Genomic DNA, 14659 nt, shown 5'->3' on the forward strand with positions numbered 1-14659 from the left:
TTTTCTTCTGAAATTTTAAATATCGTATTTAGATTGGTCTACTAGAAATATCCTTGTCTTTTTCTATCCTCCATAGCACTTTCGCTACGCTTATCATCTGTTCTATTACCACGCTCTGTTTGCTTCATAGCACTTACCTCGGCTACAATCTTTTCTAAAGTATCAGCATCAGACTCCATACCTCCGGTAATTGTAATATCACCTAAGGTTCTAAAACGTACTTTTTTACGCTCAATCTTTTCTCCGTCTTCTAATTTTAAATATTCAGAAACTGGTATCCAACTATCACTTCTCCAAACTACATCACGCTCATGTGCAAGATATAATGATGGAATTGCAATATTTTCTCTTAAAATATAATTCCATACATCCATTTCTGTCCAATTACTAATCGGGAAAGCTCTAAAGTGCTCTCCTTCAAAGTGCTTCCCATTTAATATATTCCATAATTCAGGACGTTGATTCTTTGGATCCCATTGGCCAAAATCATCTCTATGTGAAAAGAAACGCTCTTTTGCTCTTGCTTTTTCTTCATCTCTACGACCACCACCAATAGCACAATCAACTTTATTGTTTTCTATGGCATCCAGTAACGTAGTTATCTGTAAAGCATTTCTTGTTGCGTTCTTTCCCTTTTCTTCTGCTACACGACCTTGATCAATAGATTCTTGAACAGAACCAACAATAAGTTGAGCACCTGTTTGCTTAATCAAGTCATCTCTAAACTGGATCGTCTCTGGGAAGTTGTGTCCTGTATCGACGTGCATTAGTGGAAAAGGAATCTTAGAAGGATAAAAAGCTTTTTTGGCTAAATGTGCTACTAAAATGGAATCTTTTCCTCCAGAAAAAAGAATTACTGGATTTTGAAACTGTGCCCATACTTCTCTTAAAATATATATAGCTTCAGATTCTAACTCGTCAAGATAATTTAAATAATACTTGCTCATTTATAGGGCTATTTTATTGGAAATTGATTTTAATATATATGCAACAGCCTCAGTTACTGAGGTGTCTATGGTATTAATTTGAATGTCTGGATTTTTAGGCGCCTCGTAAGGAGCGCTTATTCCAGTAAAATTTGGTATTTCGCCTGCTCTCGCTTTAGCATATAAGCCTTTCACATCTCTACGCTCACATTCTTCAACAGAGGTATGGACAAAAATTTCTACAAATTTATCTGCACCTACTGTTGCTTTAACTGCAGCTCTGTCAATAGCATATGGCGATACAAAAGAAGCCAAAACTACAAGACCTGCATCCACCATCAACTTAGATACTTCAGCAATACGGCGTATATTTTCGGTTCTATCTTCAGCAGAAAAAGAAAGATTATTATTTAATCCTCCACGAACATTATCACCATCCAAAGAATAGGTATGTATGCCTTTCTCAAACAATGCAGTTTCGACAGCATTTGCAATAGTAGATTTACCTGATCCAGAAAGCCCAGTGAACCACAATACAACTGGTGCATGATTTTTTAGTTCACTTCGATTCGATTGCGAAACATTAAAGGTATGTGGAATAATATTTTCTTGCATTTATTTCTTAAATATATTTAAAGCATAATTACGTATTCTACCTAAAGGCAATCGCAACCAAATTTTTTCATGTGCATAATAGAGTACAAATTTAGTAATTAACTCTGTTAATGCTATATAAATAGCAATTTCATCAAAACCATCGAGCACAGCACCAGAAATAACAAAAGTCATCGAAGTCGCTACCAATCGCCATGATATTGATTTGTAGACAAGCTGACGAGAACTTACTCCAACTTCTTTTCTATAATTTTGCCATATACGTTCATGAACATAATACACCAATAACTTTATTAAAAACTCAGCTGCTCCAATTTTCAGAGCATTTTCAATACTACATGTTCCAGTAATACAGGTAATTAAAAGAACTACAAAAATGGTATCTGTTGTTGCAACAATACGCCAAGAGATTCCTTTTAGAATACTTCTAATATGCGATTCTTTTTTGTAAGTACCCATTTAAATAGTTACTAAAAAATAAGGGTTCAGTAAATTCTCCTTATTATATTTTAATGGTTCTTGCGTAGTATTATCAATAACCTTTACTCCAGCTCCTTGGCAAATAGCCTGTCCTGCAGCAGTATCCCACTCCATAGTTGGCGCGTATCTTGGATACATATGTGCCTCACCTTCAGCAACCAAGCAAAACTTCAATGAACTCCCTTTTGAAACAATTTCAACTTCCTTTTCTTTTTTTACAGTTTCAACAAAGGCCTTCGTATCTTCATTTAAATGAGATCTACTTCCAACTATTTTTATTAAAGCTTCAGGAGAATCAGCTGGCTTGATACGAATAGATGCATCCAGTATTTGGTCAATTTGAATAGCATCATCAGACAGCAACATTGCTTTATAAGAAGACACGCCATCTGCTCCTGTATAGTAAAGTGTTTTTGATACAGGAACATAAATCACCCCCAAAATTGGATTTCCATTGTCAACTAAGGCTATGTTAACTGTAAATTCTCCATTTCGCTTTACAAACTCCTTGGTTCCATCAAGTGGATCTACTATCCAACACTGAGACCAATCTTTACGATCTACATAATCGGTTTGCTTATTTTCTTCACTTATGATAGGAATTTGAGTAGGTACCAAATACGTATTTATAATATCATTCGCATTCTTATCGGCCTGTGTTAATGGAGATTCATCATCTTTTGATATCACATCAAAATCTGTTGCGTAAATCTTTAAAATTTCTTTTCCACCTTTAATAGCTGCTTCTATTGCAATATGTAGTAATTTCTCCATGTAACGTGTATACGGTTAGCGGCGGCAAATATACAATTTTAAGGCTATTTAAAACCCTACTTTTTAACAATATTATAAGACTTGTAATAAACTTTGATAGCTCCTCACGAATTAACTCTAAAAATCAAAAAATAAACGCAATACAAATTGTATTTTTAACCCATAAAATAGGTCCATATGAATTACTTCTTAATCCTTTGTACACTACTAACAACACAAAGTTGCACTCAGGATTTTGGTATATTACAACTTGAAGCTTCATTACCTAAAACATTGAATGAAGTAAGTGGTATCGCTACCCATGCTGATGGGCTTTGGATGATCAACGATAGTAACAATCCAGCCACCTTGTATCACTATTATATTTCAGAAAATAAAATAGACAGCAGCTATTCAATAAAAAACGCAGAAAATAAAGATTGGGAAGACCTCACCACAGATGCTTTTGGTAATCTCTATATTGGTGATTTTGGTAACAACAAAAACAAACGTAAAGACTTAATAATCTACAAAACTAACACGCAAAATTTCAACAAAACCGAAAAAATTACTTTCAAATTAGAAGATCAACTAAAATTTCCGCCGAAAAAAAAAGATTTAAACTTTGATATAGAAGCATTCTTTTATTTTAAAGAGCATCTTTATTTATTTACGAGAAACCGAAGCCGTGACTTTGACGGAACCACCAAATTATATAAAATCCCAGCAATTCCAGGTGACTACCTTGCTAAAAAAATAGGAACATTTATTACCTGTGAAGATGCTCGCAATTGTCAAATTACAAGTGCCGATTTTAATGAGACCTCAGAAACTATTGCTCTTTTAAGCTATGACAAAGTTTGGTTACTGTCTAATTTTAATGAAGACCGCTTTTTTGAGGGTAACGTCAAAGAAATAAAACTAAAACATCGTTCTCAAAAAGAAGCAATTACTTTTAGAGATGAAAACACCCTATTCATTGCCGACGAACGTTCTGGAACCTCAGGAAGAAATCTGTACACCCTAGATATTTCAAAAATAAAACAGTAAAAAAAGTTATTTTGATGTTAATTTTATGAATCCAACCATAAAAGGCCTAGTTATTTTAACTATTTTGCCTTTATAATTTATAGGAAATGAGTGAACTTATAAAAGCCACAGAAAATTTTGTATTGCATCTATTTAAAGATAAACTAGATAGCACTTTTCTATACCATAACTACACACACACCAAACGTGTATACAAAAGTGTAAATGAAATTATAGCACATACAGAACTCACCGATGAAGACATCCTAGTACTAAGACTTTCTGCGCTTTTACATGATACAGGCTATACAGTTTCTACCGAAAACCACGAAGCCGAAAGTGTGAAAATCGCCACTCCTTTTCTAAACACTAAAGGAGTAGATGAAAAAATTATAGCAAAAGTCGCAGCCTGCATCATGGATACAAAATTTGACGAGCAACCCTCTAACACTTTAGGGGAAATTATTCGTGACGCAGACGCCTCTCATTTTGGAAAAAAGTACTTTCATGAAACAAGTGAATTTTTAAGACAGGAACTTAAATTACAAGGAAAAAACGATTATTCGGCAAGAGAATGGTTGAGTTTAAACACTAAAGTAATGATTGAAAAGCATCGTTATTACACTAATTATGCTATTGAAAATTGGCAACCAAGAAAAGAAAAAAATCTCGCAACTTTATTGCTAGATAAAAAGAAAAATAAAAAGAAAGAAAAGGACGAAAAAATAAAAGCAAAAATTAAACATGCTTCAAAAGGGGAAGATCCAGAACGCGGCATTCAAACATTCTATAGAGTTGCTTTACGAAATCATATCAAACTAAGTGATATTGCAGACACCAAAGCCAATATCTTGTTATCTGTAAATGCCATTATTATTTCTGTCGTGTTGGCCAACTTACTATCCAAACTAGACACAAATCCTTTTCTTGTAGCTCCCACAGGAGTTTTTGTACTTTCGTCTACCATCACTATGATTTTAGCCGTTTTTGCCACCAGACCCAATGTAACTAGAGGTGAGTTTACACGTGAAGATGTAGAGAACAAAGAAGTGAATCTTACCTTCTTCGGAAATTTTCACAAAATGAAACTTTCAGAATTTCAATGGGCCATTGATGAACTCTTAAAAGATAAAGATTATTTGTATTCCTCCATGACCAAAGATTTATACTTTCTAGGGAAAGTACTCGATAGAAAATACCGAATTTTAAGAATGACGTATACCATCTTTGTGATTGGTGTTATTATCTCTATTATTGCCTTTGCGCTTTCATTTTATCTAACTGAAATGCCCGCAACAGCTCAGATTATTATATAAATCACAAATTGCTTTGCACCCTAAAAAACTGCACCTTTTAGTACTTTCATGCCTGCTCATGAGTGTGCTTTAAATATTCGCACAAGAAGCGAAACCTATTTTAGACGCTCCTGAAGATTGGCGCCATGAGAGAATCACACTCCCATTCGATTTTGCTCCAGAACTTCCCTATACAGGTTTTGAAGAATTGAGATTTGCTCCTGGAATGTTTGACAGGAATTCTGAGAATTATTTCACCTACCTATTTGTAGCTTCTATAGAAAACGAAAAGAAACTTGGCAAAAGAGCAATCAAAAAATTCTTGACCCAATACTATCAAGGACTTAGAAAAGTAGTAGCGGGAGAGAACAAAAGCAATTTAGATTTCTCGAACATTAACATTTTCAGTAAAAAGAAATAGAACCTTAAAAGGCAAAAAAAACTATAGTGCAACCATATTGTATCTTGACACTTTTAACAAAGGTGAAGAAGTGTTGCTTCACATGGAACTAGAGGTTGTTTCAAATAAGAAAAAACCACACACCTACTTAAAAGTCATGGTTTCACCACAAGAAAAAGGCCATCCCATCTGGGATTTTATACGAGGTATACATAAAAAAGTGACACTTCCAAAAGCCACATCGTAACAAAAATTTAGAAGCTGCGACTCATAGAGTAAAGCTTTTCAAATTTCAGTTTCAAACCTCAATTTTTTTCACGAAATTGATACAATAATTTTTACGCAGTATAACCTTTTAAAATAGCCATACCTATGTCTGATGATTTTGACTTATTAGAAACCGAATCTTCTTCACAAAAACAAGAAAAAGTAGATGTTAATTGGGGGAAAGCCGTAGACCAAATGAAGTCTAAGCTAGCTCAAGAAGACGACCCAGAAGTACGTCAGAAAATATTAAATGCCACCCTTGATGATGTTGTAGGCATGGCAGAAAAAGATCGCTCTACCTTATTAGACGCCATCAAAGACCTTACAGACTACCAAGACGAGGTTGGAATTATCTTCGAAAAATTCTCTACACTTAATGCCGAAGAGCAAAAAGTAATAGATAGTGCACAAAAAGCACTAGAAAAAGCAAAACGAGAATTGGAAGAGGCCGAAGCAGTAAAAGACAGCTGGTGGAATAACCTCTGGGGACGTAAAGCAAAAATCAAGAAAAAAGAAGAAGCCTTAAAAATAGCTCAAAATGTAAGAGATGGTGCAGACATGAAAGCGAAAGCCATGTTCCAAGAACGTATTGAAAGTGCCGATGTACAAACCCTGCTAAATGAATTATCGTACAAATCTCAAGCTGCTGTTTCTAGATTGAAAAACCGTGAGGTTGAAATCAAAGAAGTAGAAGAAAAATTACAAGTTGCCATTGTGGAGGCGAGTAAGAACCATACCAAAGCGCTTGAAAAAAAGAAAGAGACAGAAGACAAGCTTGAAGAGCAATACGCTTTATTAAAACAAGCACGTCAAGCACTAGAAGAAGTTAGCGATAAGCAATCTGCTGCCTACTCTGAGGCCATTGGTAAAGTAACGACCATCGAACAAAAAGTAGAAGAATTAGAAGGACTTAAAAATGCTTATACAACGCTTGCTGCGAGTAAAGACAGTTTTGTACATAAACATAACTTAACTATTAAAGTACTTACGTCCTTACGTAGCAACTTACAAACACATCGTGCAAAACTTAAAAGTGATACCGATGAGCGTTTAAAGTACTATGATGGATATATTGTTGCCTTAAAAGCAAGAACAGATCAAGAATTTGCTGCCATTTTAGAGCATCTGGGTGTAAAGACAGACGAGCATATTGGACAAACATTAGCTGCTATGCATACGGCTAGTGCGAAAGCAAGACAAGACATGATGGACAACATTCCTGTGCACGAAAAAGTAATGCAAGGAGTCTATGGTAGTTATGCAGAAAGCTTACAGGAGATTCGCCAGAAGGATGGTGAAATTCAGAAGAATTTTGCAGACCGTTATGGAATTGACATGAAAGAAATTTTTGAAGAGTATTATGCTACAGATGGAGATGCACCAAGTGCACCAGTAGGTGGAGACGACACACCTCCTGCCCCAGCTCCAGATGCAGAAGATGATTTGTTAGGATAACAGACAATTGTCTGGTTGAGCGCAGTCGAAACCTATGTCAAATAACTAATACTATCCCCCTGTATGAAATCTTATTTTGTATACATACTAGAGTGTTCAGATGGATTATTATATACTGGATTTACAAACAACATTGGACGTAGGTTTGAAGAGTACCAATTAGGCAGAAACAAAAAAAGTTTTACTTATAAGCGCAGACCCGTTACCTTAATTTTTCATCAAGAATTTAATGATGTAGAACAAGCCATTTATTTTGAAAAGAAAATAAAAGGATGGACTGCAAAAAAGAAAAGAGCTTTAGCGCGTGAAGATTTTAATATGTTACAAATACTTTCAGAATGCAGAAATATGACTCATTATAGATTTCGTCCTTCATTTATTGAGGTTTCGACTGCGCTCAACCAGACAGAATAATAGAAAATGTCAATCAACCAAATACAAACCCCTCTAGACAGTGCCGTTCTTGAAACAAAAGAACAATACAAAGTCTATTTTAAAATTGTATCGCATGCCTTTACTTCTTTAGTAGAGCGCTTGGCTCAAAAACGCATTTGTGGAGAAAAAGAGGTGGTTTTTATAGAACAATACTGCGAACTACTTACCTATTCGTTAGAAGCATTTCGTATCAAGTATTTATTTGACGACGAAGAGAAAATGCGCATCGATTTAACCGAAAGCGGTTTTCCAAACTTTTTAGAGTTTCGATACTTGTACAATGACTTAGCGCTAAAACATGAGCATATCGATAGACTGCCAAAGGTGAACGATTTAAAGTCGCAGTTTCTTGAAACCTTGCTCAAAGACAAAAAAGAAGTAAGCGATTATACATTACATCAAGCGGCTTCTATTGTCTATTATACCTCAGTAGAACAGAAATATATTTTTAAAAAGTTTATACAAGGAAAAGCCATACGCAATGAAAAAGCTGGAAATCCAGTAAGTGATGCAGAGTTTATGGTGAGCTGGTCCTTTTATGATGTTACCTTAAACAGACCTTTTGTATGTTTTATGTACTTCGATTTGCATAAAATAACCTTACAAGAATATACGGCACAGATCTACGAGGTATTAGAACAGGTAGCTGACAGGAATATGTCTTTAGATATGATGGCTTATGCTATTGACAAAAAACTAACAAAACTATTACCTAAAAAGCTGCGTAAAATAGACCTAGGTCCTCTGCACAATGTTTTTGCTAAAGATGAATTAGAAGTAACGCATGTTATTCTAAAAGGAATTATTGACAAAGCCTTAGATATTTCTTCCTATGCTATTTCATTGCATTTAGAAGAAATAAAAAGCACAGGTACTTTTGAGGAAGGTAGTTTCTTTAACAAACAATATTTACAAGTTTGGGAACAACAAAAACCAGAACACTATGTGTTTACATCACATCGCGTTATCCAGGTTTTGCATGATAGCATACCAGAATTTTTAAACAGTTTAACGCAGGCAGCAATAGAAATACCTGAACTCAAAATATAATATGGAACACAACAGTACTTTTCCAATCAAATTAACAGAATTAGAAGCACTTCGTGAAGAAGCTAGTGGCTATCTAAAGGGAGTACAATGGGAACAAGGAAACAAAGCGCAACGTAGAGATAAAGATCAAAAAGACACCTCGATCCTACTCTATTTGAGTAAAGCCAATGGTGGCGGTGCTACCGATGTCACTTCGGTTTCTAAAACGATATTGGCGTTAAAAAAGCGATTATTGCCAGAGTCTGTTGCCATTCCTTTGAGCTTGAATAGATCTTTATTGGCCTTACAAGAAGGGCTTGCCATGGGTATTTGGCTAAAAGACAGCTATTATGACGCCTCTGGACTATCAAGTCTTAACGAACGTAAAAGTACCTTAGATCCTAGCCAACGTCGTGAGTATGATAGTAAAATGCATACGGCAACTGCCTTTATGTTGTTTGGTACTGCTACCCGAGTGTTGTATGATTTAAAACCTGTTGCCTCAGACGACCTATCGGTACTGAAAAACAAGTTTGCAGGCATTCCAGAACTTTCGTTTATGTCTCCCTTAAAAGGAATCTCTTGTTTGTTATACTATTTTGACAAGTACCTAGGGCATCCAGAGATGATTAACAATGATAAAGATGTGGTGGACTTTACTGTGGTGTATTTTGAAGCGATTATAGCTGAAATTTTACAACGCGTAAACTCGTTAGAATACACAGAAACCATTACAGATCGAACCTATAAGCTCGAAAAAAGTGACTATGCTGTCTCAGGCTGGGAAAATGTTTTTGAAGGCACTGCTGTGAGTGTAGAATTCAACAAAATTGAATTTGAAGAAATCGTAGGAAACCGTGATGCCAAGCACTTTGCAAGACGTTTAACCGAACGCATGCTGAGTTATGATTTTACGGCAAAGAAAAACCCGTTTCAAGAACTAGGAGGTTTTATGCCTGTATTTATGGGCTACGGTATTCCAGGAACGGGAAAGTCAATGCTTATTGCTGCCATAGCGACAAGACTTAAAAAGCATTGTGAAGAATTGGATATCCCCTTTCTATTTCACCCTATGCCAGATACTTTGATCTCTACCTTCCAAGGAGGAAGTGCAGAGAAAATGGTACAATGGATGAAACCACTTTCGGACCCAACAAAACTCATCTTTGCACCCATTGACGACGCAGAAAACAACCTACAAGAACGTACCGCACAGGGAGTTTCAGCAGGTGTAAAAGAAGTGATTGGTGTGTTTTTAAGATATACCGAAGGTGCCTATGCTATTAATTATGGAAACAGTTCTATTGGCTTATTCACCAACCTACCAGAAATGTTAGACAAAGCTGTGATCAATCGTGTGCAAGGACGCTTTAAAATAGATGGTGCGAGAAGCATTCCAGATTTTGTGGATCAAGATTATATCTGGTGGCGCAAGTTCGAAAAAACAATGCCCGATTTTGTAAACATGCAAAATCCAAAAGACTACGACTTTTTATCGGCGCAAAGTCTTGCTAAGAATTTAGGTGAAATATTAAATGTAAGTGATAAACCAACAGAAGCCAAAGTCTTAGAAATTTACGAACGCACCGAGAAGAGGTATAACACCAACGAACATTTGTTCTATGCAGAGTTATATAAAAACATCCAGGCACAGTTTCCGTTTTTCTCTTCGAGAGATATTAGAAACATTCAAAGTGCCATTTCATTAAGACTCACAGATTTTGATTTACCAGAAGATTGGTTTAACGACCCTATGCTGTATTTCAAAAAAGACTATGACACCAAATACAACATGTTGCAGGAGCTAATGAAGCAAAACATGAAAGGATTAAGCTTTAGTGATATTCGTAGACAAGAAGTGGTACGCTATTTAGACAATGTAGCCACCATAGCAGATACCGACTTTAAACGCAAAGTAGACGCAAGAGTACACGATATGAAAGTACAGTTGGAAGCTAGAAGAGAGTTTGAAGGATAGGTGGATGTTGGGTGACGGATGACAGGTGACGGGTCACGAATGATGAATGATGAATGAATTTAATTTGAAAATTAACTTAAGAATAAAAACTTTGCACCCTTTAGAGCTGGGGTAAACAAAGTTTGATTGATTAAATAAATGGCGGATTAAAAAGAAAATAGAGAATTGAATATGGACATAAAATATAATTTCAGTTTCGATTTCGATTTCTCAATGGGGCTAGGGGATGTTTTAGAGATTTAGTGATAGATGACGGATGACGGATGAAATTAATTTGAAAATGTGACAATTTGAAAATCAAATTAAAAATAAAAACTTTGATTCTTTGCCACTTTGAACCTTTGAACCTTTGAACCTTTGAACCTAAAAAATAACATAAACCTCTATTCTCCCTCTGGGAGAGTCAACTAATTGAAGCTTGCAAAGCGCACAATTAGTTGGTGAGGGATTTGACCCAGCAACATTTAAGAATATGCAAAAACTAAAAGACGCAGGATTATTTGGTAGTGGATTGGTACCACTCTCGGGATCGTTGGCAAAACGCTACAACGATTGTCTTGCTATGCTTGGAGTTTCGCCAACAAGTTTGGATCATTTTTCTATCGATGCCATGGGTTGGAGCCCAGAAATTGCCGAAGAGAAAGACGATAATTACTATTTAAACATAGGCGATGCCAATCCAAATGCAATTATCATTTCTCCCGCACAGCAAAACAAGCCTGTGTTTATGCCATCGCATAGTTTTGATAAAGATTTAATGATTGCCATTTTTACGGCCTATCAAAAACAAATACGTGATATTACTAAAGATGCCGCTATTTGTGTGCATTTAGATCAGCATATAGATTCATTTTACGAGCCTTTCGATTTATTGCGCTACAAGCATATTTCGGTGAGTTTTGAAATATTAAACAAACTAGAACAGCGTCAGAAAGAACAAAAAGAACTGATTGCCCATTTTAACGATGGCAATAATTTTATAGATCGAGATATACATCACAAACTATTGGCTTCTGCAAAGAAATATGGTGATTTACGATTTAGAAAATTAGCCCTTGCTCCCCTGTCTTTAGATGTTACGAGCTTTCATACAAGAGCTTTTGGAGGTGTGTTTGTATTGCGAGATTTTATTAAAGACATCCTAGTTTTTGAAGACGAAGCGGTTTTTAAAAAAGCCATTAAAGATACCCATCATGATGTGATGTTGTTTCACAAAAATCATGGAGAACTAATGGATACGCTCGTAGACCACATTATAGCAGAAGTGCACTTAAAAACTGCAGTAAAATCTGCTGCTTACGAACGTATTAAGATGCACACTTATGCGGCTAATCTAAAAGAAATTGAGCATCCAATTGCTGAAATTTTAGACAACCCATTTTTGTTTAAGAAGTACTTAAACGCGTTAGATCTTGAGACAAGAAAAAACATTATGGGGGTTGAGCTCTATTTAGAACGCCTAGAAGTGAGCAACCAAACCAAACGCGAGGATATTGTAAGTGATGATTATTACAATGCTTTGCACAAACCGCACTCTTCTCTTGAATTAGAACATCAAGAACTCATCTGGAAATTATTAAACACCATTGCTCCCGTGGACCCATTGCATTTGTACTGGTACAACAAAGAAGCCTTTTACAATGCCTATAAAACATGGGATGACAGCTACAAGGATTGGGTTATTAAAACTATTATGAACGCCATAAAACGATAAGCTATGACACTAGAAATCATTGTATTTATACTCTCCATTTTATTTGGAATTATACTGTATTGGCGTGAAGCTAAAAGCAATCGTTTGTACCGTTTATTCAATCATATTTCTCATAACAAGGAACTACAAATGAAGCCAGACAATCGTAAAGGGTTTATTCATCAGCAGCCTTTTTTGTTGAGACTTGTTTATGTAACACTGTTGTTTGTTATTGCAGGAGTCATTGTGAGTTTTGCAACCCCTGTAAATGCTTTTTATGTGCAATATTTTGTGTCTGCAATTGTAGGAACTCTTATAGGCACCTATATCGCTTCTATCTTCTTATTCGCAAAAGAAAAGACCACCACAGAGACCTTGAAAAAAGTATATGAACAAGGAAAAGAAACTGTTGAAGACTTTGTAGAAGAGGTAAAAGAGAAAATAGATACTGATACAGATACGACAACGAACACAGCTACAAAAGAGGATATTTCAGAAACCCCAAAGAAAAGCGCCAGAGATCGCTTTAAGGATAAGGGGATGATTAAATAGTAGTGAGTAGTGAAAATTTAAATTATAAGGTATGAAATCATATTGGAACAAAGGTGGAAAACAAAAACGCATTATAATTGCAGGTGTTATTCTATTGATTTTAGCATTATTCTTTTTAAGAGATGACTACCAACCAGCCTTATTATTTCTTCGGAAATATGCTTTCTTGGTACTCTTGAGTGTTCTCTTCTTAGGGTTTACACTCTCTAAGTTTAGGGCTGCCGTTGGTGCTGGAAAACGAATTTTAATTCTGGCAGGGATCCTTGCCTTTTTTGCAACAGGATGGTTCTTGGGCTGGAAAACAGGTTTGTATTCTTTTATGCAAACCTATAATGTCTACAACAATTTAAACCTAATAGAAATTAACGAATTGCCACTTACACGAAATGAACGCATACAACCTTATAACAATATTGTGACCATGGCCTACGAGTCTATAGGTGAAACGCAAGAAGTATCTCCACCACAGTTGGTGCGTGTAGATAGTGTAAATCAATGGACCATGGCGGTTCAGCCTGCCAAAGAGTATTCTTGGCAACGTATGCATGATAACACCGAAGAGATTTTTGCTGTTGCAAGTACCTCACCATTTCCAAGGTTTTCAGATAAAAACAGAATTCCGGTGACCTTTGCCATTGGCGAATCCTTGGCCTTCAGTAGAAATACATACAATGCAGTAGTGCAACGTTTTAACTTCTTTCAGTTGTTTACCTTAGAACCTAGTGAGGTGTTTTATATGAAAGACGATAGTGGTAATTGGGTGCAGGTAGTAAGTCTTATTAAATGGAAAGGGTTCTTCTTTCCGTATCCTACTTACGGCGGCGTGATGGTGATTGAACCAGGAGAACACGATGCAAGCGATTATCTAGAGCGTATTACCATAGGTAAGGGAACGTATATTTCGGCAGAAGAAACAAACAACTACCCCTTCTTAACAAGACAAAACACTTTGGCAGAAAGTGTCTCTAGATTACAAGCTCAATCTTTACAATTTCTGGGAGGTTTTACAGATCCGTTACCTTGGAATATGGAAACGGCTGTTAAGATTCCAGATCTAGCAGATGATGAAAATCAGCAGCCTTTTGTGACCGATTTCGATTTTGAAGGTATGACAATCGATGCCTTTGACGGGCTTTATCATTGGTTTGGTTTAGAGCCTATTGGTGAGGAGCGAACAAGTTTAACTTTTAGCGTATTAATCCCAGCCGATGGGACTGACAAACTTTACTATTATAATCACAGTGCAAAAAAAGAAGGATTAGCGGGTGTAAGTGCCATGCCTTTAAAAGTAGTAGAATCTAGAAAAGAATACGACTGGTCGGTTAACAAACCTGTAGAATTTAGACCTTTCATTAAAGAAGTAGGTGGTAGAAAACGTTTGTTTGTCATTAGCACAGTTGCAGCAAAAAGAGATGACAGCAAGAAGTTTGATGGTGCAGCCACACCAGATTTAGCTTTGATTGACACAGAGTATCGAGATGTTATTTGGGTAGATGCCAAACATCCATCGCAATGGGAACGTCAGATTTTAGACCAAATGGGAGAAACTTGGCAAACCAGTGAAAACTTAACAAAAGAACAACTGTACCCAGACATCAAGAAAATTGATATTCAACCCATTATTTCGCAAGATTCTTTAAAGGTGTTGAGCGTAAGAGATTCATTACGTGCAGCAGCACAAAGGGTATTGGATAGTTTAAATTAAGAAGCAACTATGGTCTGGTTGAGCGTCTTGAATCTTCAGTAGTATAA

General features: G+C 36.0%; 14 protein-coding genes. 10 read left to right on the plus strand and 4 right to left on the minus strand.

Annotation, left to right across the window (positions count from 1 at the left end; genetic code table 11):
• Positions 1-41: 41 nt before the first annotated feature.
• The 4 genes from cysD to cysQ are packed head-to-tail and all read right to left on the minus strand — an operon-like array spanning position 42 to position 2795.
• Complete coding sequence (gene cysD, locus ACY2RS_RS04630) at positions 42-947, minus strand: sulfate adenylyltransferase subunit CysD (RefSeq protein WP_490097444.1); 906 nt, start codon at positions 945-947, stop codon at positions 42-44.
• Positions 948-1541, minus strand: coding sequence for an adenylyl-sulfate kinase (gene cysC, locus ACY2RS_RS04635; protein WP_490097445.1), 594 nt, complete (start codon positions 1539-1541; stop codon positions 948-950).
• Positions 1542-2000 carry a DUF2061 domain-containing protein gene (locus tag ACY2RS_RS04640; protein ID WP_490097446.1) on the minus strand — a complete coding sequence of 153 codons (459 nt, stop codon included), beginning with the start codon at positions 1998-2000 and terminating at the stop codon, positions 1542-1544.
• Entirely contained in the window at positions 2001-2795 is a 795-nt protein-coding gene (gene cysQ / locus ACY2RS_RS04645; RefSeq protein ID WP_490097447.1) for a 3'(2'),5'-bisphosphate nucleotidase CysQ, read from the minus strand.
• A 177-nt stretch (positions 2796-2972) separates the two neighbouring features.
• Here cysQ and ACY2RS_RS04650 point away from each other — a divergent pair, with 177 nt between their 5' ends.
• From ACY2RS_RS04650 to ACY2RS_RS04695, 10 genes are all read left to right on the plus strand, one after another.
• A complete protein-coding gene (locus ACY2RS_RS04650; RefSeq protein ID WP_490097448.1) occupies positions 2973-3824 on the plus strand; it encodes a hypothetical protein in 852 nt (283 codons plus the stop codon).
• A gap of 86 nt (positions 3825-3910) precedes the next feature.
• Positions 3911-5119 (plus strand): Pycsar system effector family protein, encoded by a 1209-nt coding sequence (locus tag ACY2RS_RS04655; RefSeq protein ID WP_490097449.1) that lies wholly within the window; start codon positions 3911-3913, stop codon positions 5117-5119.
• A gap of 437 nt (positions 5120-5556) precedes the next feature.
• Positions 5557-5745: a hypothetical protein gene (locus ACY2RS_RS04660; protein ID WP_490097450.1), complete on the plus strand. Its 189-nt coding sequence runs from the start codon at positions 5557-5559 to the stop codon at positions 5743-5745.
• A gap of 125 nt (positions 5746-5870) precedes the next feature.
• Positions 5871-7220 (plus strand): microtubule-binding protein, encoded by a 1350-nt coding sequence (locus tag ACY2RS_RS04665; protein WP_490097451.1) that lies wholly within the window; start codon positions 5871-5873, stop codon positions 7218-7220.
• Between the two features lie 63 nt (positions 7221-7283).
• Positions 7284-7634 (plus strand): GIY-YIG nuclease family protein, encoded by a 351-nt coding sequence (locus ACY2RS_RS04670; protein WP_490097452.1) that lies wholly within the window; start codon positions 7284-7286, stop codon positions 7632-7634.
• A 6-nt stretch (positions 7635-7640) separates the two neighbouring features.
• A complete protein-coding gene (locus tag ACY2RS_RS04675; protein ID WP_490097453.1) occupies positions 7641-8705 on the plus strand; it encodes a hypothetical protein in 1065 nt (354 codons plus the stop codon).
• 1 nt (position 8706) lies between these two features.
• Positions 8707-10662: an AAA family ATPase gene (locus tag ACY2RS_RS04680; protein WP_490097454.1), complete on the plus strand. Its 1956-nt coding sequence runs from the start codon at positions 8707-8709 to the stop codon at positions 10660-10662.
• A 472-nt stretch (positions 10663-11134) separates the two neighbouring features.
• A complete protein-coding gene (locus ACY2RS_RS04685; protein WP_490097455.1) occupies positions 11135-12376 on the plus strand; it encodes a DUF6638 family protein in 1242 nt (413 codons plus the stop codon).
• Between the two features lie 3 nt (positions 12377-12379).
• Complete coding sequence (locus ACY2RS_RS04690; protein WP_490097456.1) at positions 12380-12907, plus strand: hypothetical protein; 528 nt, start codon at positions 12380-12382, stop codon at positions 12905-12907.
• A 31-nt stretch (positions 12908-12938) separates the two neighbouring features.
• On the plus strand, positions 12939-14612 hold the full coding sequence (locus ACY2RS_RS04695) for a hypothetical protein (protein WP_490097457.1): 1674 nt from the start codon (positions 12939-12941) through the stop codon (positions 14610-14612).
• Positions 14613-14659 lie beyond the last annotated feature (47 nt).

Source organism: Patiriisocius sp. 208BN25-11 (assembly GCF_058147145.1).

Excerpts from the sequence above, each read along its gene's own strand:
- cysD (WP_490097444.1), bottom strand. The coding sequence starts at position 947 with ATGAGCAAGTATTATTTAAATTATCTTGACGAGTTAGAATCTGAAGCT.
- cysC (WP_490097445.1), bottom strand. The coding sequence starts at position 1,541 with ATGCAAGAAAATATTATTCCACATACCTTTAATGTTTCGCAATCGAAT.
- ACY2RS_RS04640 (WP_490097446.1), bottom strand. The coding sequence starts at position 2,000 with ATGGGTACTTACAAAAAAGAATCGCATATTAGAAGTATTCTAAAAGGA.
- cysQ (WP_490097447.1), bottom strand. The coding sequence starts at position 2,795 with ATGGAGAAATTACTACATATTGCAATAGAAGCAGCTATTAAAGGTGGA.
- ACY2RS_RS04650 (WP_490097448.1), top strand. The coding sequence starts at position 2,973 with ATGAATTACTTCTTAATCCTTTGTACACTACTAACAACACAAAGTTGC.
- ACY2RS_RS04655 (WP_490097449.1), top strand. The coding sequence starts at position 3,911 with ATGAGTGAACTTATAAAAGCCACAGAAAATTTTGTATTGCATCTATTT.
- ACY2RS_RS04665 (WP_490097451.1), top strand. The coding sequence starts at position 5,871 with ATGTCTGATGATTTTGACTTATTAGAAACCGAATCTTCTTCACAAAAA.
- ACY2RS_RS04670 (WP_490097452.1), top strand. The coding sequence starts at position 7,284 with ATGAAATCTTATTTTGTATACATACTAGAGTGTTCAGATGGATTATTA.
- ACY2RS_RS04675 (WP_490097453.1), top strand. The coding sequence starts at position 7,641 with ATGTCAATCAACCAAATACAAACCCCTCTAGACAGTGCCGTTCTTGAA.
- ACY2RS_RS04680 (WP_490097454.1), top strand. The coding sequence starts at position 8,707 with ATGGAACACAACAGTACTTTTCCAATCAAATTAACAGAATTAGAAGCA.
- ACY2RS_RS04685 (WP_490097455.1), top strand. The coding sequence starts at position 11,135 with ATGCAAAAACTAAAAGACGCAGGATTATTTGGTAGTGGATTGGTACCA.
- ACY2RS_RS04690 (WP_490097456.1), top strand. The coding sequence starts at position 12,380 with ATGACACTAGAAATCATTGTATTTATACTCTCCATTTTATTTGGAATT.
- ACY2RS_RS04695 (WP_490097457.1), top strand. The coding sequence starts at position 12,939 with ATGAAATCATATTGGAACAAAGGTGGAAAACAAAAACGCATTATAATT.